Annotated in this window: 19 protein-coding genes, 1 tRNA gene and 1 pseudogene; 9 read left to right on the top strand and 12 right to left on the bottom strand. The window is 67.2% G+C overall.

Annotated elements, in window-relative coordinates; genetic code table 11:
- The first annotated feature begins 292 nt into the window (after nt 1-292).
- Together AR539_RS11465 and AR539_RS11460 are read left to right on the top strand one after the other, a co-directional pair.
- Nucleotides 293-1492 (top strand): acetyl-CoA C-acetyltransferase, encoded by a 1200-nt coding sequence (locus tag AR539_RS11465; protein ID WP_066436832.1) that lies wholly within the window; start codon nt 293-295, stop codon nt 1490-1492.
- A gap of 20 nt (nt 1493-1512) precedes the next feature.
- Nucleotides 1513-2019 (top strand): aminoacyl-tRNA deacylase, encoded by a 507-nt coding sequence (locus AR539_RS11460; RefSeq protein ID WP_066436830.1) that lies wholly within the window; start codon nt 1513-1515, stop codon nt 2017-2019.
- 156 nt (nt 2020-2175) lie between these two features.
- On the opposite strand, the gene rplL is transcribed toward AR539_RS11460, so the two are convergent.
- From rplL to AR539_RS11415, 9 genes are all read right to left on the bottom strand, one after another.
- Entirely contained in the window at nt 2176-2553 is a 378-nt protein-coding gene (gene rplL / locus AR539_RS11455; protein ID WP_066436823.1) for a 50S ribosomal protein L7/L12, read from the bottom strand.
- A 79-nt stretch (nt 2554-2632) separates the two neighbouring features.
- On the bottom strand, nt 2633-3223 hold the full coding sequence (rplJ, locus tag AR539_RS11450; RefSeq protein WP_066436820.1) for a 50S ribosomal protein L10: 591 nt from the start codon (nt 3221-3223) through the stop codon (nt 2633-2635).
- A 305-nt stretch (nt 3224-3528) separates the two neighbouring features.
- Nucleotides 3529-4638 carry a GNAT family N-acetyltransferase gene (locus AR539_RS11445; protein WP_066436817.1) on the bottom strand — a complete coding sequence of 370 codons (1110 nt, stop codon included), beginning with the start codon at nt 4636-4638 and terminating at the stop codon, nt 3529-3531.
- Between the two features lie 108 nt (nt 4639-4746).
- Nucleotides 4747-5841, bottom strand: coding sequence for a GNAT family N-acetyltransferase (locus AR539_RS11440; protein WP_066436815.1), 1095 nt, complete (start codon nt 5839-5841; stop codon nt 4747-4749).
- Nucleotides 5842-5924: 83 nt separating this feature from the next.
- Complete coding sequence (gene rplA / locus AR539_RS11435; protein ID WP_066436814.1) at nt 5925-6632, bottom strand: 50S ribosomal protein L1; 708 nt, start codon at nt 6630-6632, stop codon at nt 5925-5927.
- Between the two features lie 187 nt (nt 6633-6819).
- Nucleotides 6820-7251 (bottom strand): 50S ribosomal protein L11, encoded by a 432-nt coding sequence (rplK, locus tag AR539_RS11430; protein ID WP_003803853.1) that lies wholly within the window; start codon nt 7249-7251, stop codon nt 6820-6822.
- A 129-nt stretch (nt 7252-7380) separates the two neighbouring features.
- Nucleotides 7381-8223 (bottom strand): transcription termination/antitermination protein NusG, encoded by an 843-nt coding sequence (gene nusG, locus AR539_RS11425; RefSeq protein ID WP_066436810.1) that lies wholly within the window; start codon nt 8221-8223, stop codon nt 7381-7383.
- Between the two features lie 116 nt (nt 8224-8339).
- Nucleotides 8340-8624, bottom strand: a complete 285-nt coding sequence (secE, locus tag AR539_RS11420; RefSeq protein WP_066436807.1) for a preprotein translocase subunit SecE — start codon at nt 8622-8624, stop codon at nt 8340-8342.
- A gap of 78 nt (nt 8625-8702) precedes the next feature.
- Nucleotides 8703-8775: transfer RNA gene (locus AR539_RS11415), tRNA-Trp, on the bottom strand.
- A 309-nt stretch (nt 8776-9084) separates the two neighbouring features.
- On the opposite strand from AR539_RS11415, the gene AR539_RS11410 reads away from it, so the two are divergent.
- Nucleotides 9085-10302 carry a pyridoxal phosphate-dependent aminotransferase gene (locus tag AR539_RS11410; protein ID WP_066436805.1) on the top strand — a complete coding sequence of 406 codons (1218 nt, stop codon included), beginning with the start codon at nt 9085-9087 and terminating at the stop codon, nt 10300-10302.
- A gap of 101 nt (nt 10303-10403) precedes the next feature.
- Here the strand turns inward: AR539_RS11410 and AR539_RS11405 are convergent, their stop codons facing one another.
- Together AR539_RS11405 and AR539_RS11400 are read right to left on the bottom strand one after the other, a co-directional pair.
- Nucleotides 10404-11078 (bottom strand): LuxR C-terminal-related transcriptional regulator, encoded by a 675-nt coding sequence (locus tag AR539_RS11405; RefSeq protein WP_197410625.1) that lies wholly within the window; start codon nt 11076-11078, stop codon nt 10404-10406.
- Nucleotides 11075-12535: an ATP-binding protein gene (locus AR539_RS11400; RefSeq protein ID WP_066436804.1), complete on the bottom strand. Its 1461-nt coding sequence runs from the start codon at nt 12533-12535 to the stop codon at nt 11075-11077. Before AR539_RS11400 ends, AR539_RS11405 begins: the two co-directional genes overlap by 4 nt.
- 124 nt (nt 12536-12659) lie before the next feature.
- Here AR539_RS11400 and AR539_RS11395 point away from each other — a divergent pair, with 124 nt between their 5' ends.
- From AR539_RS11395 to AR539_RS11370, 6 genes and pseudogenes are all read left to right on the top strand, one after another.
- Nucleotides 12660-12989 (top strand): hypothetical protein, encoded by a 330-nt coding sequence (locus AR539_RS11395; protein ID WP_066436803.1) that lies wholly within the window; start codon nt 12660-12662, stop codon nt 12987-12989.
- Between the two features lie 150 nt (nt 12990-13139).
- Nucleotides 13140-13760 (top strand): annotated as a pseudogene (locus AR539_RS11390) (PspC domain-containing protein); the annotation flags it as partial.
- A 1-nt stretch (nt 13761) separates the two neighbouring features.
- Entirely contained in the window at nt 13762-14025 is a 264-nt protein-coding gene (locus AR539_RS11385; protein ID WP_066436800.1) for a hypothetical protein, read from the top strand.
- A gap of 3 nt (nt 14026-14028) precedes the next feature.
- On the top strand, nt 14029-14283 hold the full coding sequence (locus tag AR539_RS11380) for a PspC domain-containing protein (protein WP_066436796.1): 255 nt from the start codon (nt 14029-14031) through the stop codon (nt 14281-14283).
- Between the two features lie 171 nt (nt 14284-14454).
- Complete coding sequence (locus AR539_RS11375; protein WP_066436793.1) at nt 14455-15480, top strand: 6-phosphofructokinase; 1026 nt, start codon at nt 14455-14457, stop codon at nt 15478-15480.
- 44 nt (nt 15481-15524) lie between these two features.
- Nucleotides 15525-16235 (top strand): GNAT family N-acetyltransferase, encoded by a 711-nt coding sequence (locus tag AR539_RS11370; protein WP_066436784.1) that lies wholly within the window; start codon nt 15525-15527, stop codon nt 16233-16235.
- Nucleotides 16236-16252: 17 nt separating this feature from the next.
- Here AR539_RS11370 and AR539_RS11365 read toward each other — a convergent pair whose 3' ends face one another.
- Nucleotides 16253-17770 carry a DHA2 family efflux MFS transporter permease subunit gene (locus AR539_RS11365; RefSeq protein WP_066436782.1) on the bottom strand — a complete coding sequence of 506 codons (1518 nt, stop codon included), beginning with the start codon at nt 17768-17770 and terminating at the stop codon, nt 16253-16255.
- Between the last annotated feature and the right edge of the window lie 22 nt (nt 17771-17792).

The following is a 17792-nucleotide window of genomic DNA, read 5'->3' as shown; positions in this document are numbered from 1 at the left end:
TGATGGCGCAGCAGCCAGGCTAAGCCCACCGCTATATGAAGGCTGAAGGTAAACAGGGAAGACGCAAATATCTACGATACGGCAAAGCAACCTACTTGTCTACCCCACTTCGGGCGGGATTGCAAGCACCCGACCCGCCCGGCTTGGGTCACTGGTGTACACAGCTGGGGTATACCGCGCGTGGGTCCTGCCCCTGCTGCGACTGCCCCTCCCCCAGCCAGCCTCAAATGGCTCCGTGACGGGGGTCACGATAACCTTGCTGTATATCGTCCAAGATCGGAAGAGACAAACCATGACCAACTCTGCGGACAACAATGATGTTGTCATCCTCGCCGCCGCCCGCACCCCCCAGGGCCGGCTCAACGGCCAGCTCGCCAGCTTCACCGCCGTGGAGCTTGGCGCCCACGCCATCCGGGCAGCCCTGGCCGCCAGCGGCGTAAAGGCCGATCAGGTGGACTCGGTCGTTATGGGCCAGGTCCTGCAGGCCGGGGCCGGCCAGAACCCCGCCCGCCAGAGCGCGATCGGCGCCGGCATCGGCTGGAACGTTCCCACGGTGACCATCAACAAGGTCTGCCTCTCCGGCCTGACCGCGGTGATCGACGCCGCCCGCATGATCCGCAGCGGCGACGCGACTGTCGTCGTCGCCGGCGGCCAGGAGTCCATGACCCGCGCCCCGCACCTCCTGCCCGGTTCCCGGCAGGGCTGGACGTACGGTTCGGTCCAGGCGCTCGACGCCGCCGCCCACGACGGGCTGACCGACGCCTTCGACGGGCAGTCCATGGGCCTGTCCACCGAGACCAAGAACCTCACCCTGGGCATCGACCGCACCTCCCAGGACGAGGTGGCGGCAGCCTCACACCAGCGGGCCGCGCGGGCCGCCAAGGACGGTGTGTTCGACGGCGAAATCGCCCCCCTCAGCGTCAAGCAGCGCAAGGGCGATCCCATCGTCCTGACCGCAGACGAGGGCATCCGGCCCGACACCACCACCAGCTCGCTCGCGGGCCTGCGGGCGGCGTTCGTCACGGACGGCACCATCACGGCCGGGAACTCCTCTCCCCTGTCCGACGGCGCCTCCGCCCTGGTGCTCTCCTCGCGGAAGTTCGCCGAGGACAACGGCCTCGAGTACCTCGCCGTCGTCGGCAAGCCGGGGCAGGTGGCGGGCCCGGACAACTCGCTGCACTCCCAGCCGTCCAACGCGATCAAGAGCGCCCTGGACAAGGCCGGCTGGTCCGCCGCCGACCTGGACTTCATTGAGATCAACGAGGCCTTCGGGTCCGTGGCGGTGCAGTCACTCAAGGACCTCGGCTACCCGCTGGAGCAGTGCAACATCCACGGCGGAGCGATCGCCCTGGGCCACCCGATCGGCGCGTCCGGTGCCCGGCTGGCCCTGCATGCGGCGCATGAGCTGAAGCGGCGCGGCAGCGGCAAAGCCGCGGTCTCCCTGTGCGGCGGCGGCGGCCAGGGCGAAGCGCTCCTGCTCTTCCGCGACTGAGCGCCGGGACGGAACCCGCAATGACTAAGAGCGCCGGCGCCACCGCCGGGGCCGCAGGCGGCGCCGGCCGGGACCGATTCCTGGCCGACGCCGCCGCGCGGGGCCTCAGCGTCCACCTCGTGGAGCGGCTGGCCGCGAACAGCCTCGAGGAAGCCGCCCAGATCCTCGGGATCCAGCCCGGGGACATCGTGAAGTCGCTCGTCGTCAAGCACAAGGACGGCAGCTTCCTCTTCGCCCTGATCCCGGGTGACCGGCAGATCTCCTGGCCCAAGCTCCGCGCCCTGGTGGGCGTCAACAAGCTCTCCCTTCCCACCGCGGAGGTGGCCCTGGACGCCACGGGCTACGAGCGCGGCACCATTACCCCGCTGGGAAGCACCGTGGCGTGGCCCGTGTACGCGGACCGGACCATTACCGGCCGCCGGATCTCGATGGGCGCCGGAGCCCACGGCTACAGCGCCTTCGTCGACGCCGATGCCCTGACCGCCGCCCTCGGCGCCGTCGTCGCGGATATCTCCGAACCCAACTAATCCAAACCCAACTGAGGCCGCAGCCCTGATGTGGCCCGCCCGGGTTAACTCCCCCGGGTTAACAGATGCGTTGCCTCCAAATGCAGGAAACCCCGCCCACCGGAGTGGACGGGGTTTCCTGAGTGAAAGGCGGAGTGCCTTCCGGAACTGCGAGCGTTACTTGAGGGTAACGGTGGCGCCGGCAGCCTCGAGCTGCTCCTTGGCCTTCTCGGCAGCTTCCTTGGTGGCGCCTTCGAGGACGGCCTTCGGTGCGCTGTCAACCAGGTCCTTGGCTTCCTTGAGGCCCAGGGAGGTGATGGCGCGAACTTCCTTGATCACTGCGATCTTCTTGTCGCCAGCGGCTTCGAGGACGACGTCGAAGTCGGTCTTCTCTTCGGCCTCTTCAGCAGCTCCGCCACCGGCGGGGCCGGCAACGGCAACAGCAGCTGCGGTAACTTCGAAGGTCTCTTCGAAGAGCTTGACGAACTCGGAGAGCTCGATGATGGTCAGTTCCTTGAAAGCTTCAATGAGCTCTTCGTTGCTGAGCTTCGCCATGGTGTGGCGTCCTTCCTATAGGTGGTGCTTGGCGGCCGCAGCCGTTGCCTTCGCACCGGAGTCTGGTGTGAAAGAGAAGTTAGTTCTCTTCGGTGGCTGCGGCTTCGGCCGGAGCTTCGGTCTCTGCTGCTTCTGCGGCCGGAGCTTCTTCAGCGGCGGGCGCTTCGGCAGCTGCCGGTGCACCGTTCTCTTCTTCAAGCTTGAGGCGCAGGGCGTCGATGATGCGTGCAGCAGCGGCAGCAGGAGCCTTGAGGACACCTGCAACCTTGGCGAGCTGCAGCTCGCGGGACTCGAGTGCTGCGAGGGCAGCAACTTCGCTGGCGTTCAGTGCCTTGCCTTCGAAGTAACCGGTCTTGATGACCAGCTGCTTGTTAGCCTTGGCAAAATCCGTCAGGCTCTTGGCAGCTGCAACAGCGTCACCCTTGATGAACGCGATTGCAGTGGGGCCGGCAAGCTGGCCGTCGAATGCTTCGACACCGGCTTCCTTGGCTGCAATGGCGGTCAGGGTGTTCTTGACGACCGCGAACTTGGTGTCCTGGCCGAGAGAAACACGCAGCTGCTTGAGCTGTGCAACGGTGAGCCCACGGTATTCGGTCAGGACAGCGGCGTTCGATTCCTTGAAATCGTTAGTGATCTCAGCTACTGCTGAAACCTTGGTAGGCGTTGCCATAACCCTCCTTCCGGGGATAGTGCCGGTGTTCCGGGTCCCCTCAGGATCGCTAAAACTAAAAACGCCCCGCGCAGATGCACGGGGCTTTTCTCAACACGGTAGTCCGTGGAGCGTTGCTTCGTTCACCTGCGCCGGCCGCCCTGCGTTGAGGGGCCTTCGTCCGGAAACCTACTTGGATCCCCCGCACACAACTGCAGAAGTGAGCAATGCCCAGGAGAGTGGATTTCCAACAACCGACGGTCTTTGGTTCCCCCAGCTTACGCGAGACCCGGGGCGTGCTCCAAATCGGCCGGCTGGCGCCCCGTTCAGCTGACGCTCGGCCCGAAGTCCGGCAGCTCTTTCTGCCAGATCCCCGTCACGCCCGCGGTGGTGAATCCCAGCTGCTGGTTGACCTTGAGCAGGTACCGGTTTTCCGGGGTGTTCCAGGTGTAGAGGACCCGGGCGTCGGGGAACTGCTCGGACAACCGCTCCATGTTGGCCACTTTGATCAGCAGTCCCAGCTTGTTGCCGCGGTGCTCCCGGAGGACCACCGTGTCGTCCTGGAAGACGACGTCGGGCCGCAGCGCCAGGACGCTGATGGTGGTCAGGCCCACCAGTCCGCCGCTGCCAATGTGTTCGACGGCGGTGACCACCGTTCGCCGCCCCTGTGCGATGGCGACGTCCTCCGCCTCACGGAGGATGCCGCCGTCGAACACCATCACCGTGTCGTCGACACCCGGCACACCGTCCTCGCCCGCGCTGTTTTCCAGGGCGGCGACGGCCTCCAGCCACTGGTCCGGGCAGCGGTCCGTCCAGTGGTGGAGGCGGTACCTGCCGGCGTTGGCTTCTTCCGCCTCGGTCTGCAGTTCCTCGACCAGCTCGCTGTCGAGCGGCAGCTGGCAGGCACTGAACTGTTCAATGTGCTGCAGGGCGTAGCCGCTGTGGCGGGCGAACTCCACTTCCCGGCTGTTCATCGGCACAAAACCGAGGCCAGTGCCGGGCACCAGCTGGCCGGCCTCGGAGTCACCGAGCGACGCGCTGGGATGATTGGTGTCGATCAGGATGGTGTGGCGGCCCTCGTCACGGGCAAAGTGCTCCGCTGCCCTGAGCAACTGCCGGCCGACGCCCCGGCCCTGGTACTCCGGCAGGACGTCGAGGGCGAACTCGGCCAGGTCGAGGTTGTCCGCGAGGGGCAGCGCAATGTCCACCGTCCCGACAATCACACCGTCGATCTTGGCGACGAGGATGACCTGCCGCTCGTACGGATCGGCCATCTCCAGCAGTTTCTCCTGCGGGGCGTAGGCAAGATCGTCACTCCCCCACGTCTGCATGCGCACCCTGCGCCCCACCTCGACGGCGGCGACGAAGTCGGCAGCGTCCTTCCCGTCGAGGGAATCGGGAATCCACAGCTGTTCAATCCGTACGTCGTTTGCCATAGAGGGCATCACCCCAGCCGTTCTGCCGTCCACCACGGAGCCGGAAACCCGGCAGTGGCCGGGCTTTCATCCGCCAGCATATGCCGGTTTGGGCCGCCGTTCCATGGGTTACGGCGTGACCACGCGCTGCCATTCACCGTCCCACCCCGCAGGCCGGAAACCCAGGGCGACGTTGATGGCGAGCATGTGGTCGTTTTCCGCGGCGTTGAAGGTGAGAACACGTTCAACGGCCGGGTACTCCGCGAGCAGGCGGCGGAGGTTGGCGATCTTGACCAGCATGCCCAGCCGGTGCCCGCGGTGGGCGGCAGCCACAAGGGTGTCGTCCTGATCGGCCAGCCACGGTTTGCCGGGCGCCAGTTCCAGCACGGTATAGGCCGCCAGCTCGCCGCTTGCCCGGTGCCGTGCCGCTGTCACGAGCGAGACATTCCCGGCCCGCTGCCAGGTGTCCTCAACGTGCCGGACGCGTGCCACATCCCAGGTCTCTTCTTCGTAGCTGAGTGCGCCTGTGGGCGCATCCGTGCTCATGCGGGACATCAGGACGGCCAGCTGCTCCACGTGCTCGTCCGGGCAGCGGTCGGTCCAGGAGACCAGCTCATAGTCCTGCGACTTGGCCAGGGCCTCCTGCTCCAGGGCATCCAGCCAGGCCGGATCCGCCGGCAAGGTGAGGGAACTGAACCGCTCCACCTGTTCCAGCCGGTAGCCGGCCGCGGCGGCGAACCGGACCGCCCGGGCGGTCGCCGGCAGAGCGCCCGTTCCGGTGGCCGGTTTCAGGACGTCCGGGCCGTCGGCGTCGAAGTCGGCGGGGTGCTCGGTGAACGTCATCAGGGTGGTACGGCCGGCGGCTGCGGCCAGCGCTTCAGCATGGGACAGCAGCGCCCGGCCGATCCCGCGGCCCGTGTGGGCGTTCAAAACGTCCACGTGGAGTGTGGCGCTACCGAGGTTTTCCTGCTGCTCGAAGCGGATCACGGACCGGGCCACCATGCGGCCATCGATCCGGACGAAGAAAAACTGCATCCGGCTGTAGGCGTCGTCCTTCCAGTACTGGATCCGCCCCTCCGGCGGCGTGGCACGGTCCAGGTTCCCCCAGGTTTCCATCACCAGGGCATCGCTCAGCGCGCTGAACTCCAGGAAGTCGGCGGCGTCGTTTGATTCCAGGCTGGCGGGCAGGCGCAAGGGTTCTATGCGGTACGTCACAGCAGTCACCGGCACAGCCTAGCCGGGCCCCGGGACGCAGAAAAGGCCGCCCCGCGGAAGCGGAACGGCCTTCTCTGTGGCTAGCTCGAGGCTTAGGCCTCGGTCAGGACCTTGGTGACGTTGGGGTCAACCGAGATGCCCGGGCCAAACGTGGTGGCAACGGTGGCCTTCTGGATGTAGCGGCCCTTGGAAGCGGACGGCTTGAGGCGAAGGACCTCTTCCAGTGCGGCTGCGTAGTTCTCGGCCAGCTTGACGGCGTCGAAGGACACCTTGCCGATGATGAAGTGCAGGTTCGAGTGCTTGTCGACGCGGAAGTCGATCTTGCCACCCTTGATGTCGTTGACGGCCTTGGCCACGTCAGCGGTCACGGTGCCGGTCTTCGGGTTCGGCATCAGGTTACGCGGACCCAGGACCTTACCGAGGCGGCCAACCTTGCCCATGAGGTCAGGGGTGGCAACGGCGGCGTCGAAGTCAGTCCAGCCGCCAGCGATCTTTTCGATCATGTCGTCGGAACCAACGAAGTCGGCGCCGGCTGCGATTGCTGCCTCAGCCTTGTCGCCCGTTGCGAAAACGAGGACGCGGGCGACCTTACCGGTGCCGTGCGGCAGGTTTACGGTGCCGCGGACCATCTGGTCAGCCTTGCGCGGGTCAACGCCCAGGCGGAATGCGACCTCAACGGTGGCGTCGAACTTGGACGGGTTGGTGTCCTTGGCCAGCGTCACTGCCTCGAACGGCGCGTAGAACTTCTCCGCGTCGATCTTGGCGGCGGCTGCCTCATATGCTTTGCTGCGCTTTGCCATGCTGCTTATTCTCCTTGTGCAGTTGTGGTCTGCGGACCGCGCTGGGCCCTGCCACAAGTCGGGTTTCCGGAAGTGCTTCCGGAGTCTCGACATTTCTATGTTTAGGTGGTGCCGGTCGCCCGGCGGTGCTGTCCGGCGTCGCGGTCGGTTTCCCGAATCCTGGCGCCGTATCAGCGGTGAAGGCTATTTAGCCTTCTACGGTGATACCCATCGAGCGGGCGGTGCCGGCGATGATCTTCGCGGCGCCTTCCAGGCTGGTGGCGTTGAGGTCTTCCATCTTGGTGGAGGCGATCTCGTTGACCTGGGCCTGGGTCAGCTTGGCAACCTTGACGGTGTGCGGGGTAGCCGAACCCTTGGCGACGCCTGCAGCCTTCTTGATGAGCTCTGCAGCCGGCGGGGTCTTGGTGATGAACGTGAACGAGCGGTCCTCGTAGACGGTGATTTCAACCGGAATAACGTTGCCGCGCTGGGCTTCCGTCGCAGCGTTGTACGCCTTGCAGAATTCCATGATGTTGACGCCGTGCTGGCCAAGCGCAGGACCGATCGGCGGGGCCGGGTTAGCGGCACCTGCCTGGATCTGCAGCTTGATGAGGCCGGTGACCTTCTTCTTGGGAGCCAATGTAGGGTCCTTCTCTCAATAATGTCCTGGGACACAGGAGCGTGCCTCAGGTTGGTGGCCGCCATGGCGAGGCGGCCGGCCGTCCCTGGCCGCTAAAGCGGGCGGCCGGGACGAATTCTGTGGGATCTGCTAGATCTTGCTGACCTGGTTGAACGCCAGCGTGACCGGGGTCTCGCGTTCGAAGATGGAGACCAGCACCACGAGGGTCTGGGAGTCCACCTTGATTTCGGAGATCGTGGCCGGGAGGGTCTCGAAGGGGCCCTCCTTGACGATGACGGACTCGCCGACCTCGAAGTCGACGTCGATCTGCGCGGCAGCGTGCTTGACGGGCTTGCCCTTCTCGGCCTGCTCTTCCTCGAAGACCGGGGCGAGCATGGAGAAGACCTCGTCCAGGCGCAGCGGGACCGGGTTGTGGGCGTTGCCCACGAAGCCGGTGACGCCGGGGGTGTGCCGGACGGCGCCCCAGGACGCGTCGGTCAGGTCCATGCGGACCAGGACGTAGCCGGGGATGCGGACGCGGTTGATGACCTTGCGCTGAGCGTTCTTGATCTCAACGACTTCCTCCATGGGGACCTGGATTTCGAAGATGTAATCTTCCATGTCCAGGGTCTGGATGCGGGTCTCAAGGTTGGCCTTGACGCGGTTTTCGTAGCCGGCGTAGGAGTGGATGACGTACCAGTCACCCTCCTGGCGGCGCAGTTTGGCCTTGAACTCTTCAGCGGGATCGACAGCTGCGGCGGCGGCGGCAGCGGCCAGCGCGTCGCCGGACTCCTCAGAGCCTTCGGCGTCGTCAGCCGCATCGGCGTCCTCGGCGCCGGCCTCGACAGGCTCGGCAACCGCGTCATCAGATTCGTCAGCTACGTCGGATTCGGGCGCAGCAGCAACAGCCTCGGACTCTTCCCCGGCTTCCACCGCGGCGTCCTGGCTCTTATCCAGCTCAGTCTCAGTTACCTCGAGCTCCTGCTCAGACACTTGGTCTCCTGCTTCCTCATTGCCTAACATGCCTATTTAAATGACTCAATTCCGCACACCCCGCGGAACCTCCGGATGTCCGGTGGTTGTTCCACGCAGTCTGCGGAGCGGTCGCCTTAGTTGTCCGCGGGGCCTGTGCCGCCGAAGACCCATGCGGCTCCGGTCCCGAAGGCCAGATCCAGCAGGGTGACGATGAGCATCATGATGACCACGAACACCAGCACCACGAGCGTGTAGTTGATCAGTTCCTTGCGGGTCGGTGCAACGACCTTCTTCAGTTCGCCGATGACCTGGCGGATGAAGAGCGCGATTCGAGCGAAGAAGCCTGCCTTGGGGGCATTCTTGGCGGGGCGGCCACTGGAGCTGCTTGCAGCCGTTTCGGTCACCTGATCCTCACTCATCCTCGCAATGTCGGATACCCGGCTCTGAACTGAACCATGGTTGCTGCGCTTGTTCCGGAGATACCGGAACAGCTTGCGCAGGGCAGACAGGACTCGAACCTGCAACCTGCGGTTTTGGAGACCGCTGCGCTACCAATTGCGCCACTACCCTATGGAATCGAAACCCGGTTCCGGCCAGTTTCCCCAGACGTTCCTGAGGCGCAGACCATCAATCGTGTTTTCAACACCGGAGAACCAGTCTACGCAACAACTGCGCCTACGTCGAACTGGCCCCACCGGACCCGCTTTGCTCCCGAAAAAAACCCGACAGCGGCACCGGAGAATCAGGCGGGAAAGCAACTGACACGTACACAGTCACATTTCCTCGCCGTCACCCCGGACGGTCCGGTGAACAGCATAGAGTAGGTTCCGTCGAATCCCACAACCAGCCACCGCGCTGCAAGCGAAGAATGGACCGCCGATGCCTGCCGCCCGCATTTCACAGCGTATTTCCGCCATAGCCGAATCCGCCACGTTGGCTGTTGATGCCAAGGCGAAGGCGTTGAAGGCGGCCGGCCGCCCCGTCATCGGCTTCGGCGCCGGAGAACCGGACTTCCCGACCCCCGACTACATCGTGCAGGCCGCCATTGAGGCCGCCGGCCAGCCCAAGTACCACCGCTACTCCCCCGCCGGCGGGCTGCCGGAACTCAAGCAGGCCATCGCGGACAAGACCTTCCGGGATTCCGGCTACAAGGCCGACGCCGCCCAGGTGCTGGTCACCAACGGCGGCAAGCAGGCCGTGTACAACACCTTCGCCACACTGCTGGATCCGGGCGACGAGGTCATTGTCCCGACGCCGTTCTGGACCACCTACCCGGAGGCCATCCGGCTCGCGGGAGGCGTTCCCGTGGAGGTCTTCGCCGGCCCGGAACAGGAGTACCTGGTCACGGTGGAGCAGCTTGAGGCCGCCCTGACGGACCGCACCAAGATCCTGCTCTTCGTTTCCCCGTCCAACCCCACCGGCGCCGTGTACTCGCCGGAGCAGGTCCGGGAGATCGGCCAGTGGGCCGCTTCCAAGGGACTGTGGGTGGTCACGGACGAAATCTACGAGCACCTCACCTACGACGGCGTTCCCTTCACCTCGATCGCCACGGCCGTCCCGGAACTGGGCGACAAGGTGGTCATCCTCAACGGTGTCGCCAAGACCTACGCCATGACCGGCTGGCGCGTGGGCTGGATGATCGGCCCGGCCGATGTCATCAAGGCCGCCACCAACCTGCAGTCGCACGCGACGTCCAACGTCTCGAACATCCCGCAGGTGGCCGCCCTCGCCGCCGTGTCCGGGCCGCTGACCGCCGTCGACGAGATGAAACTCGCCTTCGACCGCCGCCGCAAGGCCATCGTGGCCGGGCTCAACGCCATTGACGGTGTTGACTGCCCGACGCCGAAGGGCGCCTTCTATGTCTACGCCGACGTCCGCGCCCTGCTGGGCAAGGAGTTCCCGTCCGCGAACGGTCCGGTCCGGCCGTCGACGTCGGCCGAGCTGGCCGCGCTGATCCTGGACGAGGTCGAAGTGGCCGTGGTTCCGGGCGAGGCGTTCGGCCCCTCCGGCTACCTCCGCCTCTCCTACGCCCTGGGCGACGAGGACCTGGCCACCGGCGTCGCGCGCCTCCAGGACTTCCTCGGCAAGGCGAAATAGGACGCTCCCGCAGATCCTGCACGAAATCGACGAACGCTCCCGCACTCGCTGCGGGAGCGTTCGTCGTTAAAGCGCCAGACGTGCGGGAGCGTTGGTGTTTGCTAGAGGAGCCGGCGTTCGGCGGCCCAGCGGGTGAGTTCGTGTCTGCTGGAGAGCTGCAGCTTGCGCAGCACCGCCGAGACGTGGGTTTCCACGGTTTTGATCGAGATGAACAACTCCTTGGCGACTTCCTTGTAGCTGTAGCCGCGGGCGATCAGCCGCATCACCTCAAGCTCGCGGGCTGACAGCCGGTCCAGCTCGTCGTCGGCAATGTCCGCCGGGGCTGTCCCGAACGCGTCCAGCACAAAACCGGCCAGCCGGGGCGAGAACACGGCGTCACCGCCCGCCACGCGGCGCACCGCGTCGGAGATTTCGGCCCCGGAAATGGTTTTGGTGACGTAGCCGCGGGCACCCGCCCGAATCACGGAGACCACGTCCTCGGCCGCGTCCGAGACGCTCAGGGCCAGGAACCGGGTGCTGCCCAGCAACGGCACGGACCCGGCCAGCACCTCCCTGCCGCCGCCGCCGAGCCCGCCCGGCAGGTGCACGTCGAGGAGCACGACGTCGGGGCGCACGGCGGCGATCACGACGACGGCCTCTTCCACCGTGCCCGCCTCCCCGGCCACCACGATGTCCGGGTCCAGGTCTGCCTTCAGGCCGGACCGGAAGATGGCGTGGTCATCTACGATCACCACCCTGATCCCGCGGGCCGGGCTTGCCTCTTCGATGGTGCTCACAGTCGCGCCTCTCCGTTGCTGTTGGTGGCTGCGGCGCCGGAGGCTGTTCCCGCGGCCTGGGGAAGCCGGAGCCGCACCTCGGTGCCGTCCTGGCTGCTGGTGATGATGGCGGTGCCGCCATGGCGATTCATCCGGCCCACAATCGATTCGCGGACGCCCAGCCGGTCGGCCGGAACGGCGTCCGGATCGAAGCCCGGGCCGCGGTCCTTCACGAACACCTCCGCCGCGCCGTCCGTGACTTCGAGGTACACCGACACAGCGCCACCGCCGTGCCGGGCCGCGTTCAGCATGGCCTCGCGGGCGGCCTGGACCAGGGCCTCGTGCCGTTCGGTCATGGCGCAGTCGCCCACGGTGACCACCTCGACGGCGTGGCCGAGGGAGTCTTCCACTTCGGCGGCTGCGGCGTTGATGCCCTCGGAGAGCTGCCCGGCTTCCTTGCCGGGATCCCGGTACAGCCATCCCCGCAGCTCGCGCTCCTGGGCGCGGGCCAGGCGGACGACGTCGGTCTCGTTGCCGGCGCGCCGCTGGATCAGGGCGAGTGTCTGCAGGACGGAGTCGTGGAGGTGGGCAGCGATCTCGGCACGCTCAGTGGCACGGACCCGGCCGGCGCGCTCCGCTTCCAGGTCGCGCCAGAATTTCAGCCCCCAGGGCAGGAGGACCAGGGCCACGCCGCCGAGCACGGCCACCGAGGACAGTAGGGCAAGCCAGGTCTGTTCCCAGGAGCCGGAGCCGGAGACCATCACCAGGACCCCGGCCACCACCAGGGCCAGCCCGGCCGCGAGGCGCGCCCAGCCGCCGGCCTGGTCTGCCTTGGTCTTGTCCACCAGGCCGGCACGGCGGGTCTCATCCAGCTGCATCCAGGCGATGGCCGCACCGCCCAGGATGGCCGCCACCGGGATGAGCGTCCCGAGAGGGACGTCAACGCCCAGCACACGGGCGATCAGGATCGCGGCGGCCAGCAGCAGGCCCGCCCCAAGCAGGATCTCCTTGCCGTAGCGCAGGGACGTGACCCTGCTGCGCCAGGAATCGGCGGGCACCTGTCCCTCAGACGCGGGGGCTGTTCCCGCGGCTGCGGTGCCCGCGGCCGACCCCGGAACCGGGGGCGCGGACGGGGCGAAGGCTGCAGCATACGGCTGGGCGGGGTACGGCTGAGCGGGGTAGGGCTGAGTGGGGTACTGCTGGGATGCGGGGGCGGTGAACGGTGCGCTCACTGCGGGGGCAATGGGCGACGCCGGCTGGCGGGCATTGCGCTTGGCGCTCTCGTCGGCGGTGGGAACCATGATCCAGAGCCAGGCGTAGAACGCGACGCCGGCACCGCCGGCGAGCGCGGCCACGACCATGCCGATCCGGACCATCTTCACCGGCCAGCCCAGGTGCCGGGCCAGGCCGGCGCAGACGCCGGCAATCACCCTGTCGCCGCCGCGGACCAGCGGCGGACGGTAAGCGGCGGTTGTCATGAGTCAATCCAAGCACGGATCAGGGGTTCCCGGACCCGTTTCCGGCGCTGACCGGGGACGACTCAGGGACAGCTCAGGGTATCCCCCAGTAGAGCGGATCCGCGGCTGACGGGAGGATCGAAGTATGAATCCGCACACTGACCTCCCCGATGAAGGACGCGGCGCCTCCGGCCGCGCTGCCGGGCACCCGGGCGACCAGCCCTCCGAACCCTCCGCGCAGGCACCCTCCGCGCAAGCCTCCGAGCAGGGGCCCTCCGCCCAAGAACCCTCCGAACAGGTGCCGTCCGCCCACGAGCCGTCCGAACAGGAACCGTCCGCCCACGAGCCGTCCGCCCACGAGCCGTCCGAACAGGAACCGTCCGCCCACGAGCCGTCCGCCCACGACGCCGGCAAGACGGCGCCGCTGGATACGTCCGCCACCCTGCCCCTGGACTTCCCGGCCGGCACCGCCTAAACATAGAAATGTCGAGACTCCGGAAGCACTTCGGCCGGCGGGCGGGGGTGTGCCCCACCCCTGACCCGACGCCGTGGGATCCGCGCCGTAGCGGGGCAGGGTGTCCGATGCGCCGTAGCCGGAGCTGGCGAAAGAGGCCGTGGGTGCTGAGGCCCCGGCGCCCCCGCCGTCGCGGTCACCACCGGCCTCGCACTGCTGGTGGGCGGCGGCCTCAAGGCCCTCGACGTCGCAAACGTGATCGACCTCGGCACGGCCAGCAACGCCATCGTCTGGGCCAGCGCCGCGGTGGTCCTGGGCCTCGGCATCGCGGTCGCCGGCCTGAGGGGCCGCACCTCGGGCATCCTCGGCTTCTTCGCCGCCGTGGCGCTGATTGTCGGCGGCATCTTCAACGTGGTGCCCGACGGCGACCGCTTCCGCCCGCAGAACGCCGACTGGTCACCGGTGAGCATCCAGCAGGCCCTGGACGGTTTTGACATCACGGCCGGCACCGGGACCGTGGACCTGACCCGGATGGCACTGAACCCGCCGCTCAGAACCGACCTGGTGGTGCCCATCGATGCCACGGCCAGCAACCTCACGGTGATCATCCCGGACACCGTTCCGGTGGAGGTCCGCGCCGACATGACCATGGGCAACCTCAACGAAGGCAGCCAAAGCCACGGGGGCATGACCTCCCAGCAGAGCAACTACAACACCGGCAAGCCGGGAGCGACGCTGATCGTGAAGATTGACGGCACCTTCAGCAACGTCACCATCAAGGAAGGGAACTGACATGAGCACCCACGACGCACCGACAGCCGGCCTGGACGGCCGCGAGCCGGGGGACGATTCCCCGGCCCGGGTGGGCACCATCGTGTGGGGGCTGATCGTTGTGGCCCTCGCGGCACTGATCATCATCTCCCAGCTGGGCCTCGTGGTCCTCAACGGCACCTACGTGGCGATCGGCCTGATGATCGGCGCCGGCGCCGCACTGGTGATCGGCGGGCTGCTCTCGGCCCGGGGACGTGACAAAGCAACATCAACAGGGAAGTCTTGAACCATGGAAAAGTTCTTCAGCACCGTCAGGGGCCTCGGCCTGAAACGTGGACCGCAGCGCTGGTTGGGCGGTGTCTGCGGCGGGATCGCCGCCAAGCTGAACGTGGATGTCGCGTTCGTCCGGATCGCGTTCCTGCTGTTCGCGCTGCTCCCCGGACCGGCCTTCGTGATCTACCTGGCCGCCTGGGCGCTGCTCCCGGACCAGCGGAACGCCATCGCCCTTGAGTCGTTCCTGGCGAAGCGCTCATCCCGGCCCTGACCTCTAGCCGCCACGCAACATCGTGCCCCTGCCGCCCGGCAGGGGCACGAGGCGTTTCACCGGCCAAACTGTAACCATTTGTGTCCTGCCCCACACCCCCCACTAGACTCTAGGGTGAGCTCAGCGTGGCGCTCTGCCTGTAAACCTTCGAACCAGGATTTGAGCCGAGACATGAAAATTGGAATCCTCACCAGCGGCGGAGACTGCCCCGGACTGAACGCCGTCATCCGTGGCGCCGTCCTCAAAGGCATCGCCGTCCACGGCCACGAATTCGTGGGATTCCTTGACGGCTGGCGCGGCGTCGTCGAGGCCGACACCATCGACATCCCCCGCACCATGGTCCGCGGCATCGCCAAGCAGGGCGGAACCATCCTTGGCACGTCCCGCACCAACCCGTTCGAAAACAACGGCGGGCCCGAGGTCATCAAGGCCAACATGGAGCGGCTGGGCATTGACGCCCTGATCGCCATCGGCGGGGAAGGCACCCTGGCCGCGGCCAAGCGCCTCACTGACGCCGGGCTGAAGATCGTCGGCGTCCCCAAGACGGTGGACAACGACCTCGATGCCACGGACTACACGTTCGGCTTCGACACCGCCGTCGAGATCGCCACCGAGGCCATCGACCGCCTCCGCACCACCGGCGAATCCCACCACCGCTGCATGATCGCCGAAGTCATGGGCCGCCACGTGGGCTGGATCGCCCTGCACGCCGGCATGGCCTCGGGCGCCCACGCCATCCTGATCCCGGAACAGAAAGCCTCCATGGAGCAGATCGCCGAGTGGGTCGTGTCGGCCCGCGACCGCGGCCGCGCCCCGCTGGTGGTCGTGGCGGAGGGCTTCGTCCCGGACGGCCAGGAAACGCCGCACTCAGAACGCGGCTTGGACACCTTCGGCCGTCCCCGGCTGGGCGGGATCTCCGAGCGGCTGGCCCCGGAGCTCGAGGCCATGACCGGCATCGAAACCCGGGCCACGGTGCTGGGCCACATCCAGCGCGGCGGTGTTCCCACCGCCTTTGACCGCGTCCTGGCCACCCGCCTGGGCATGGCCGCCATCGACTCCGTCGTCGAGGGACGCTGGGGCACCATGGTGTCCCTCAACGGCACCGACATCGTCCACGTGGGCTTCGATGCGGCGCTGGGCAACCTCAAGACCGTGCCGAAGTCCCGCTACGACGAGGCCGCCGTCCTCTTCGGCTAAGCCTCTGCGCCGCCTCCTCGCGGGCCGGTGGGTAGGGTGGAGGCATGACTCTTGAGCCCGGTTCGGTGGACATCATCCAGCTAGCGTGGGAGCGCCGTTTGGGGCTCGACGACGGCGCGTTCAAGGCCGCCGCGGGCCAGCGCATCACCCGCGCGGATGACGGCGCCCGCGCGGTCCAGTTCATCCGGCTCTTCGGCAATTCAGTCCTGGTGGGACCGCAATGGGCGCTGGACGCCGCCGTCGGGCTGTCCGACGAGGAACTGGCCCAACACGTGACCCTGCTGACCATCACCCGGGACCACGGGGGCCACGGGCTGGGCGCCGCAGCGCTCTTCTTCGCCGACGATCTGCCCCTGCGGCAGCCGTCGGAGGAACTGACCGTCTCGCACGGCAACCCGGAAGCGATCGAACTGGAAGCCGCCTGCCCGCCCGACGACGTCAACGAGGTGGGCCTCTCGGACCTGGACCACCGGTTCACCATCATGCACATGGAGGACAGCCGACGCACTCCCGTGGCCTGCGGTGCCTACACCGAATGGGAAGGGATCCTGGCCCAAATGGGGGTCCTGGTGGCCCCGCAGTGGCGCCGCCGGGGGCTGGGCTCCCTGGCGGCCTCCATTGCGGCGCACGAGGCCCTCGCCGCAGGCTTGACCCTGCAGTGGCGCTCCGACGTCAGCAACAAGGGTTCCCTGGCCGTCGCCCGGAGCCTGGGCTTCACGTCCGGCGGCATCCAGACCAGCGTGCTGCTGGGCTGATCCGGCAGCCGCCTTCCTTAGCTCTGCGCCTGGTTCGCGCCGGCTGTAGCTGCCGGCTGGCCCGCGGGAGCGCCCCAGCCCTGCAGCGGCTGGGGCTTGGCGAAGAACAGCGCCACTGCCGCGCCGAGCAGGATCACCGCGGCCGGCAGCAGGATGGACTGGCCCATCGCCGTCGAGAAGCCCGCCTGCAGGGCTTCCGGCAGCATTCCACCGGACTGCGGGGCGCCCGCTTCGCCGGGCGCCCCGGGACCCACGGGAAGTTCGGCGGCCAGCCGGGCCTGGATCAGCACCGCGATGGCGGCGCTGCCCAGGACAGCCCCGATCTGGCGCGTGGTGTTGTAGACGCCGGAACCGGCGCCGGCCAGCCGCGGCGGCAGGTTCCGAGTGGCGGTGGTGCTTAGCGGCGCCCAGATGCCGGCGTTGGCGAAGCCCAGCACCGCGCTCGGCAGCAGGAACAGCAGGATGGGGGTGTCCGGGTGCATCAGGGCGGCGTTCCAGCACAGCGCCGCGGACATCAGGACCAGGCCTGTCGCGGTGATGAATTTCGGGTTGACCCGGTCGATGATCTTGCCCACCACCGGTGCCAGGCCGCCGGAGATGAGCGCCATCGGCACCATCATCAGCGCGGACTCAGTGGGTGTGAGGCCCCTGACCAGCTGGAAGTAGAAGATCAGCGGCAGGGTGAAGGCCGTGACGGTGAAACCGACCGTGGTGATGCCGATGTTCGCCAGCGAAAAGTTGCGGTCCTTGAACAGGGACAGCGGCAGCAGCGGCTCGCCCTTGTTCATTTTCTGCCACACCACGAACGCCGCCAGCACGGCGATCCCGGTCAGGATGAGGCCCCACACCGTGATGGGCCCGGCGATGGTGCCCCAGTTGTAGGTCTCGCCTTCCTGGATGCCGAACACCACCAGGAACAGCCCGACGGCGCTGAGCAGCACACCGGGGATGTCGAACTTGTGCGGGTGGGTCTTCAGCGCGGGCACATAGCGCAGGGCCAGGAAGAAGCCGGCGACGCCGACGGGCAGGTTGATGAAGAAAATCCATTCCCAGCCGAGGCCGTCGACGAGGACGCCGCCCAGGATCGGTCCCACCAGGGTGGCGACGCCGGCCGTGGCGCCCCAGATGCCCATTGCCGCGCCGCGCCGGTCCGGCGGGAAGATCCGCGTAATGACCGCCATGGTCTGCGGCGTCATGAGCGCCGCACCGAAGCCCTGGAAGACCCGGGCCACGATCAGCATCTCCACGCTGGGCGACAGACCGCACCAGAGCGAGGCCAGCGTGAACACCACCAGCCCCGACAGGTACAGCCGCTTGGGTCCGAAGCGGTCCCCCAGCCGGCCGGTGATCAGCAGCGGCACTGCGTAGGCCAGCAGGTAGGCGCTGGTCACCCAGATCACCGAATTGATGTCGGCGTTGAGGCCCTCCATGATGCGCGGGTTGGCCACTGAGACGATGGTGGTGTCGATCAGGATCATAAAGAACCCGATCACGAGGGACCAGAGGGCCGGCCACGGCCGGGCGACGATTTCCATGGAATTCCTTAGGGTGCAGGTC

Source organism: Arthrobacter sp. EPSL27 (assembly GCF_001512305.1).
Classification (GTDB): Bacteria; Actinomycetota; Actinomycetes; order Actinomycetales; family Micrococcaceae; genus Arthrobacter.
The sequence above is the reverse complement of the archived record's forward strand: the minus strand, read 5'-3'. Positions and strand labels throughout refer to the sequence as shown.

Coding starts and splice junctions, on each gene's coding strand:
- AR539_RS11365 (WP_066436782.1), bottom strand. CDS start 17,770: ATGGAAATCGTCGCCCGGCCGTGGCCGGCCCTCTGGTCCCTCGTGATC.
- rplL (WP_066436823.1), bottom strand. CDS start 2,553: ATGGCGAAGCTCAGCAACGAAGAGCTCATTGAAGCTTTCAAGGAACTG.
- AR539_RS11465 (WP_066436832.1), top strand. CDS start 293: ATGACCAACTCTGCGGACAACAATGATGTTGTCATCCTCGCCGCCGCC.
- AR539_RS11400 (WP_066436804.1), bottom strand. CDS start 12,535: ATGACAACCGCCGCTTACCGTCCGCCGCTGGTCCGCGGCGGCGACAGG.
- AR539_RS11410 (WP_066436805.1), top strand. CDS start 9,085: ATGCCTGCCGCCCGCATTTCACAGCGTATTTCCGCCATAGCCGAATCC.
- AR539_RS11385 (WP_066436800.1), top strand. CDS start 13,762: ATGAGCACCCACGACGCACCGACAGCCGGCCTGGACGGCCGCGAGCCG.
- AR539_RS11370 (WP_066436784.1), top strand. CDS start 15,525: ATGACTCTTGAGCCCGGTTCGGTGGACATCATCCAGCTAGCGTGGGAG.
- rplA (WP_066436814.1), bottom strand. CDS start 6,632: ATGGCAAAGCGCAGCAAAGCATATGAGGCAGCCGCCGCCAAGATCGAC.
- AR539_RS11445 (WP_066436817.1), bottom strand. CDS start 4,638: ATGGCAAACGACGTACGGATTGAACAGCTGTGGATTCCCGATTCCCTC.
- AR539_RS11460 (WP_066436830.1), top strand. CDS start 1,513: ATGACTAAGAGCGCCGGCGCCACCGCCGGGGCCGCAGGCGGCGCCGGC.
- AR539_RS11375 (WP_066436793.1), top strand. CDS start 14,455: ATGAAAATTGGAATCCTCACCAGCGGCGGAGACTGCCCCGGACTGAAC.
- AR539_RS11395 (WP_066436803.1), top strand. CDS start 12,660: ATGAATCCGCACACTGACCTCCCCGATGAAGGACGCGGCGCCTCCGGC.
- rplJ (WP_066436820.1), bottom strand. CDS start 3,223: ATGGCAACGCCTACCAAGGTTTCAGCAGTAGCTGAGATCACTAACGAT.
- secE (WP_066436807.1), bottom strand. CDS start 8,624: ATGAGTGAGGATCAGGTGACCGAAACGGCTGCAAGCAGCTCCAGTGGC.
- AR539_RS11380 (WP_066436796.1), top strand. CDS start 14,029: ATGGAAAAGTTCTTCAGCACCGTCAGGGGCCTCGGCCTGAAACGTGGA.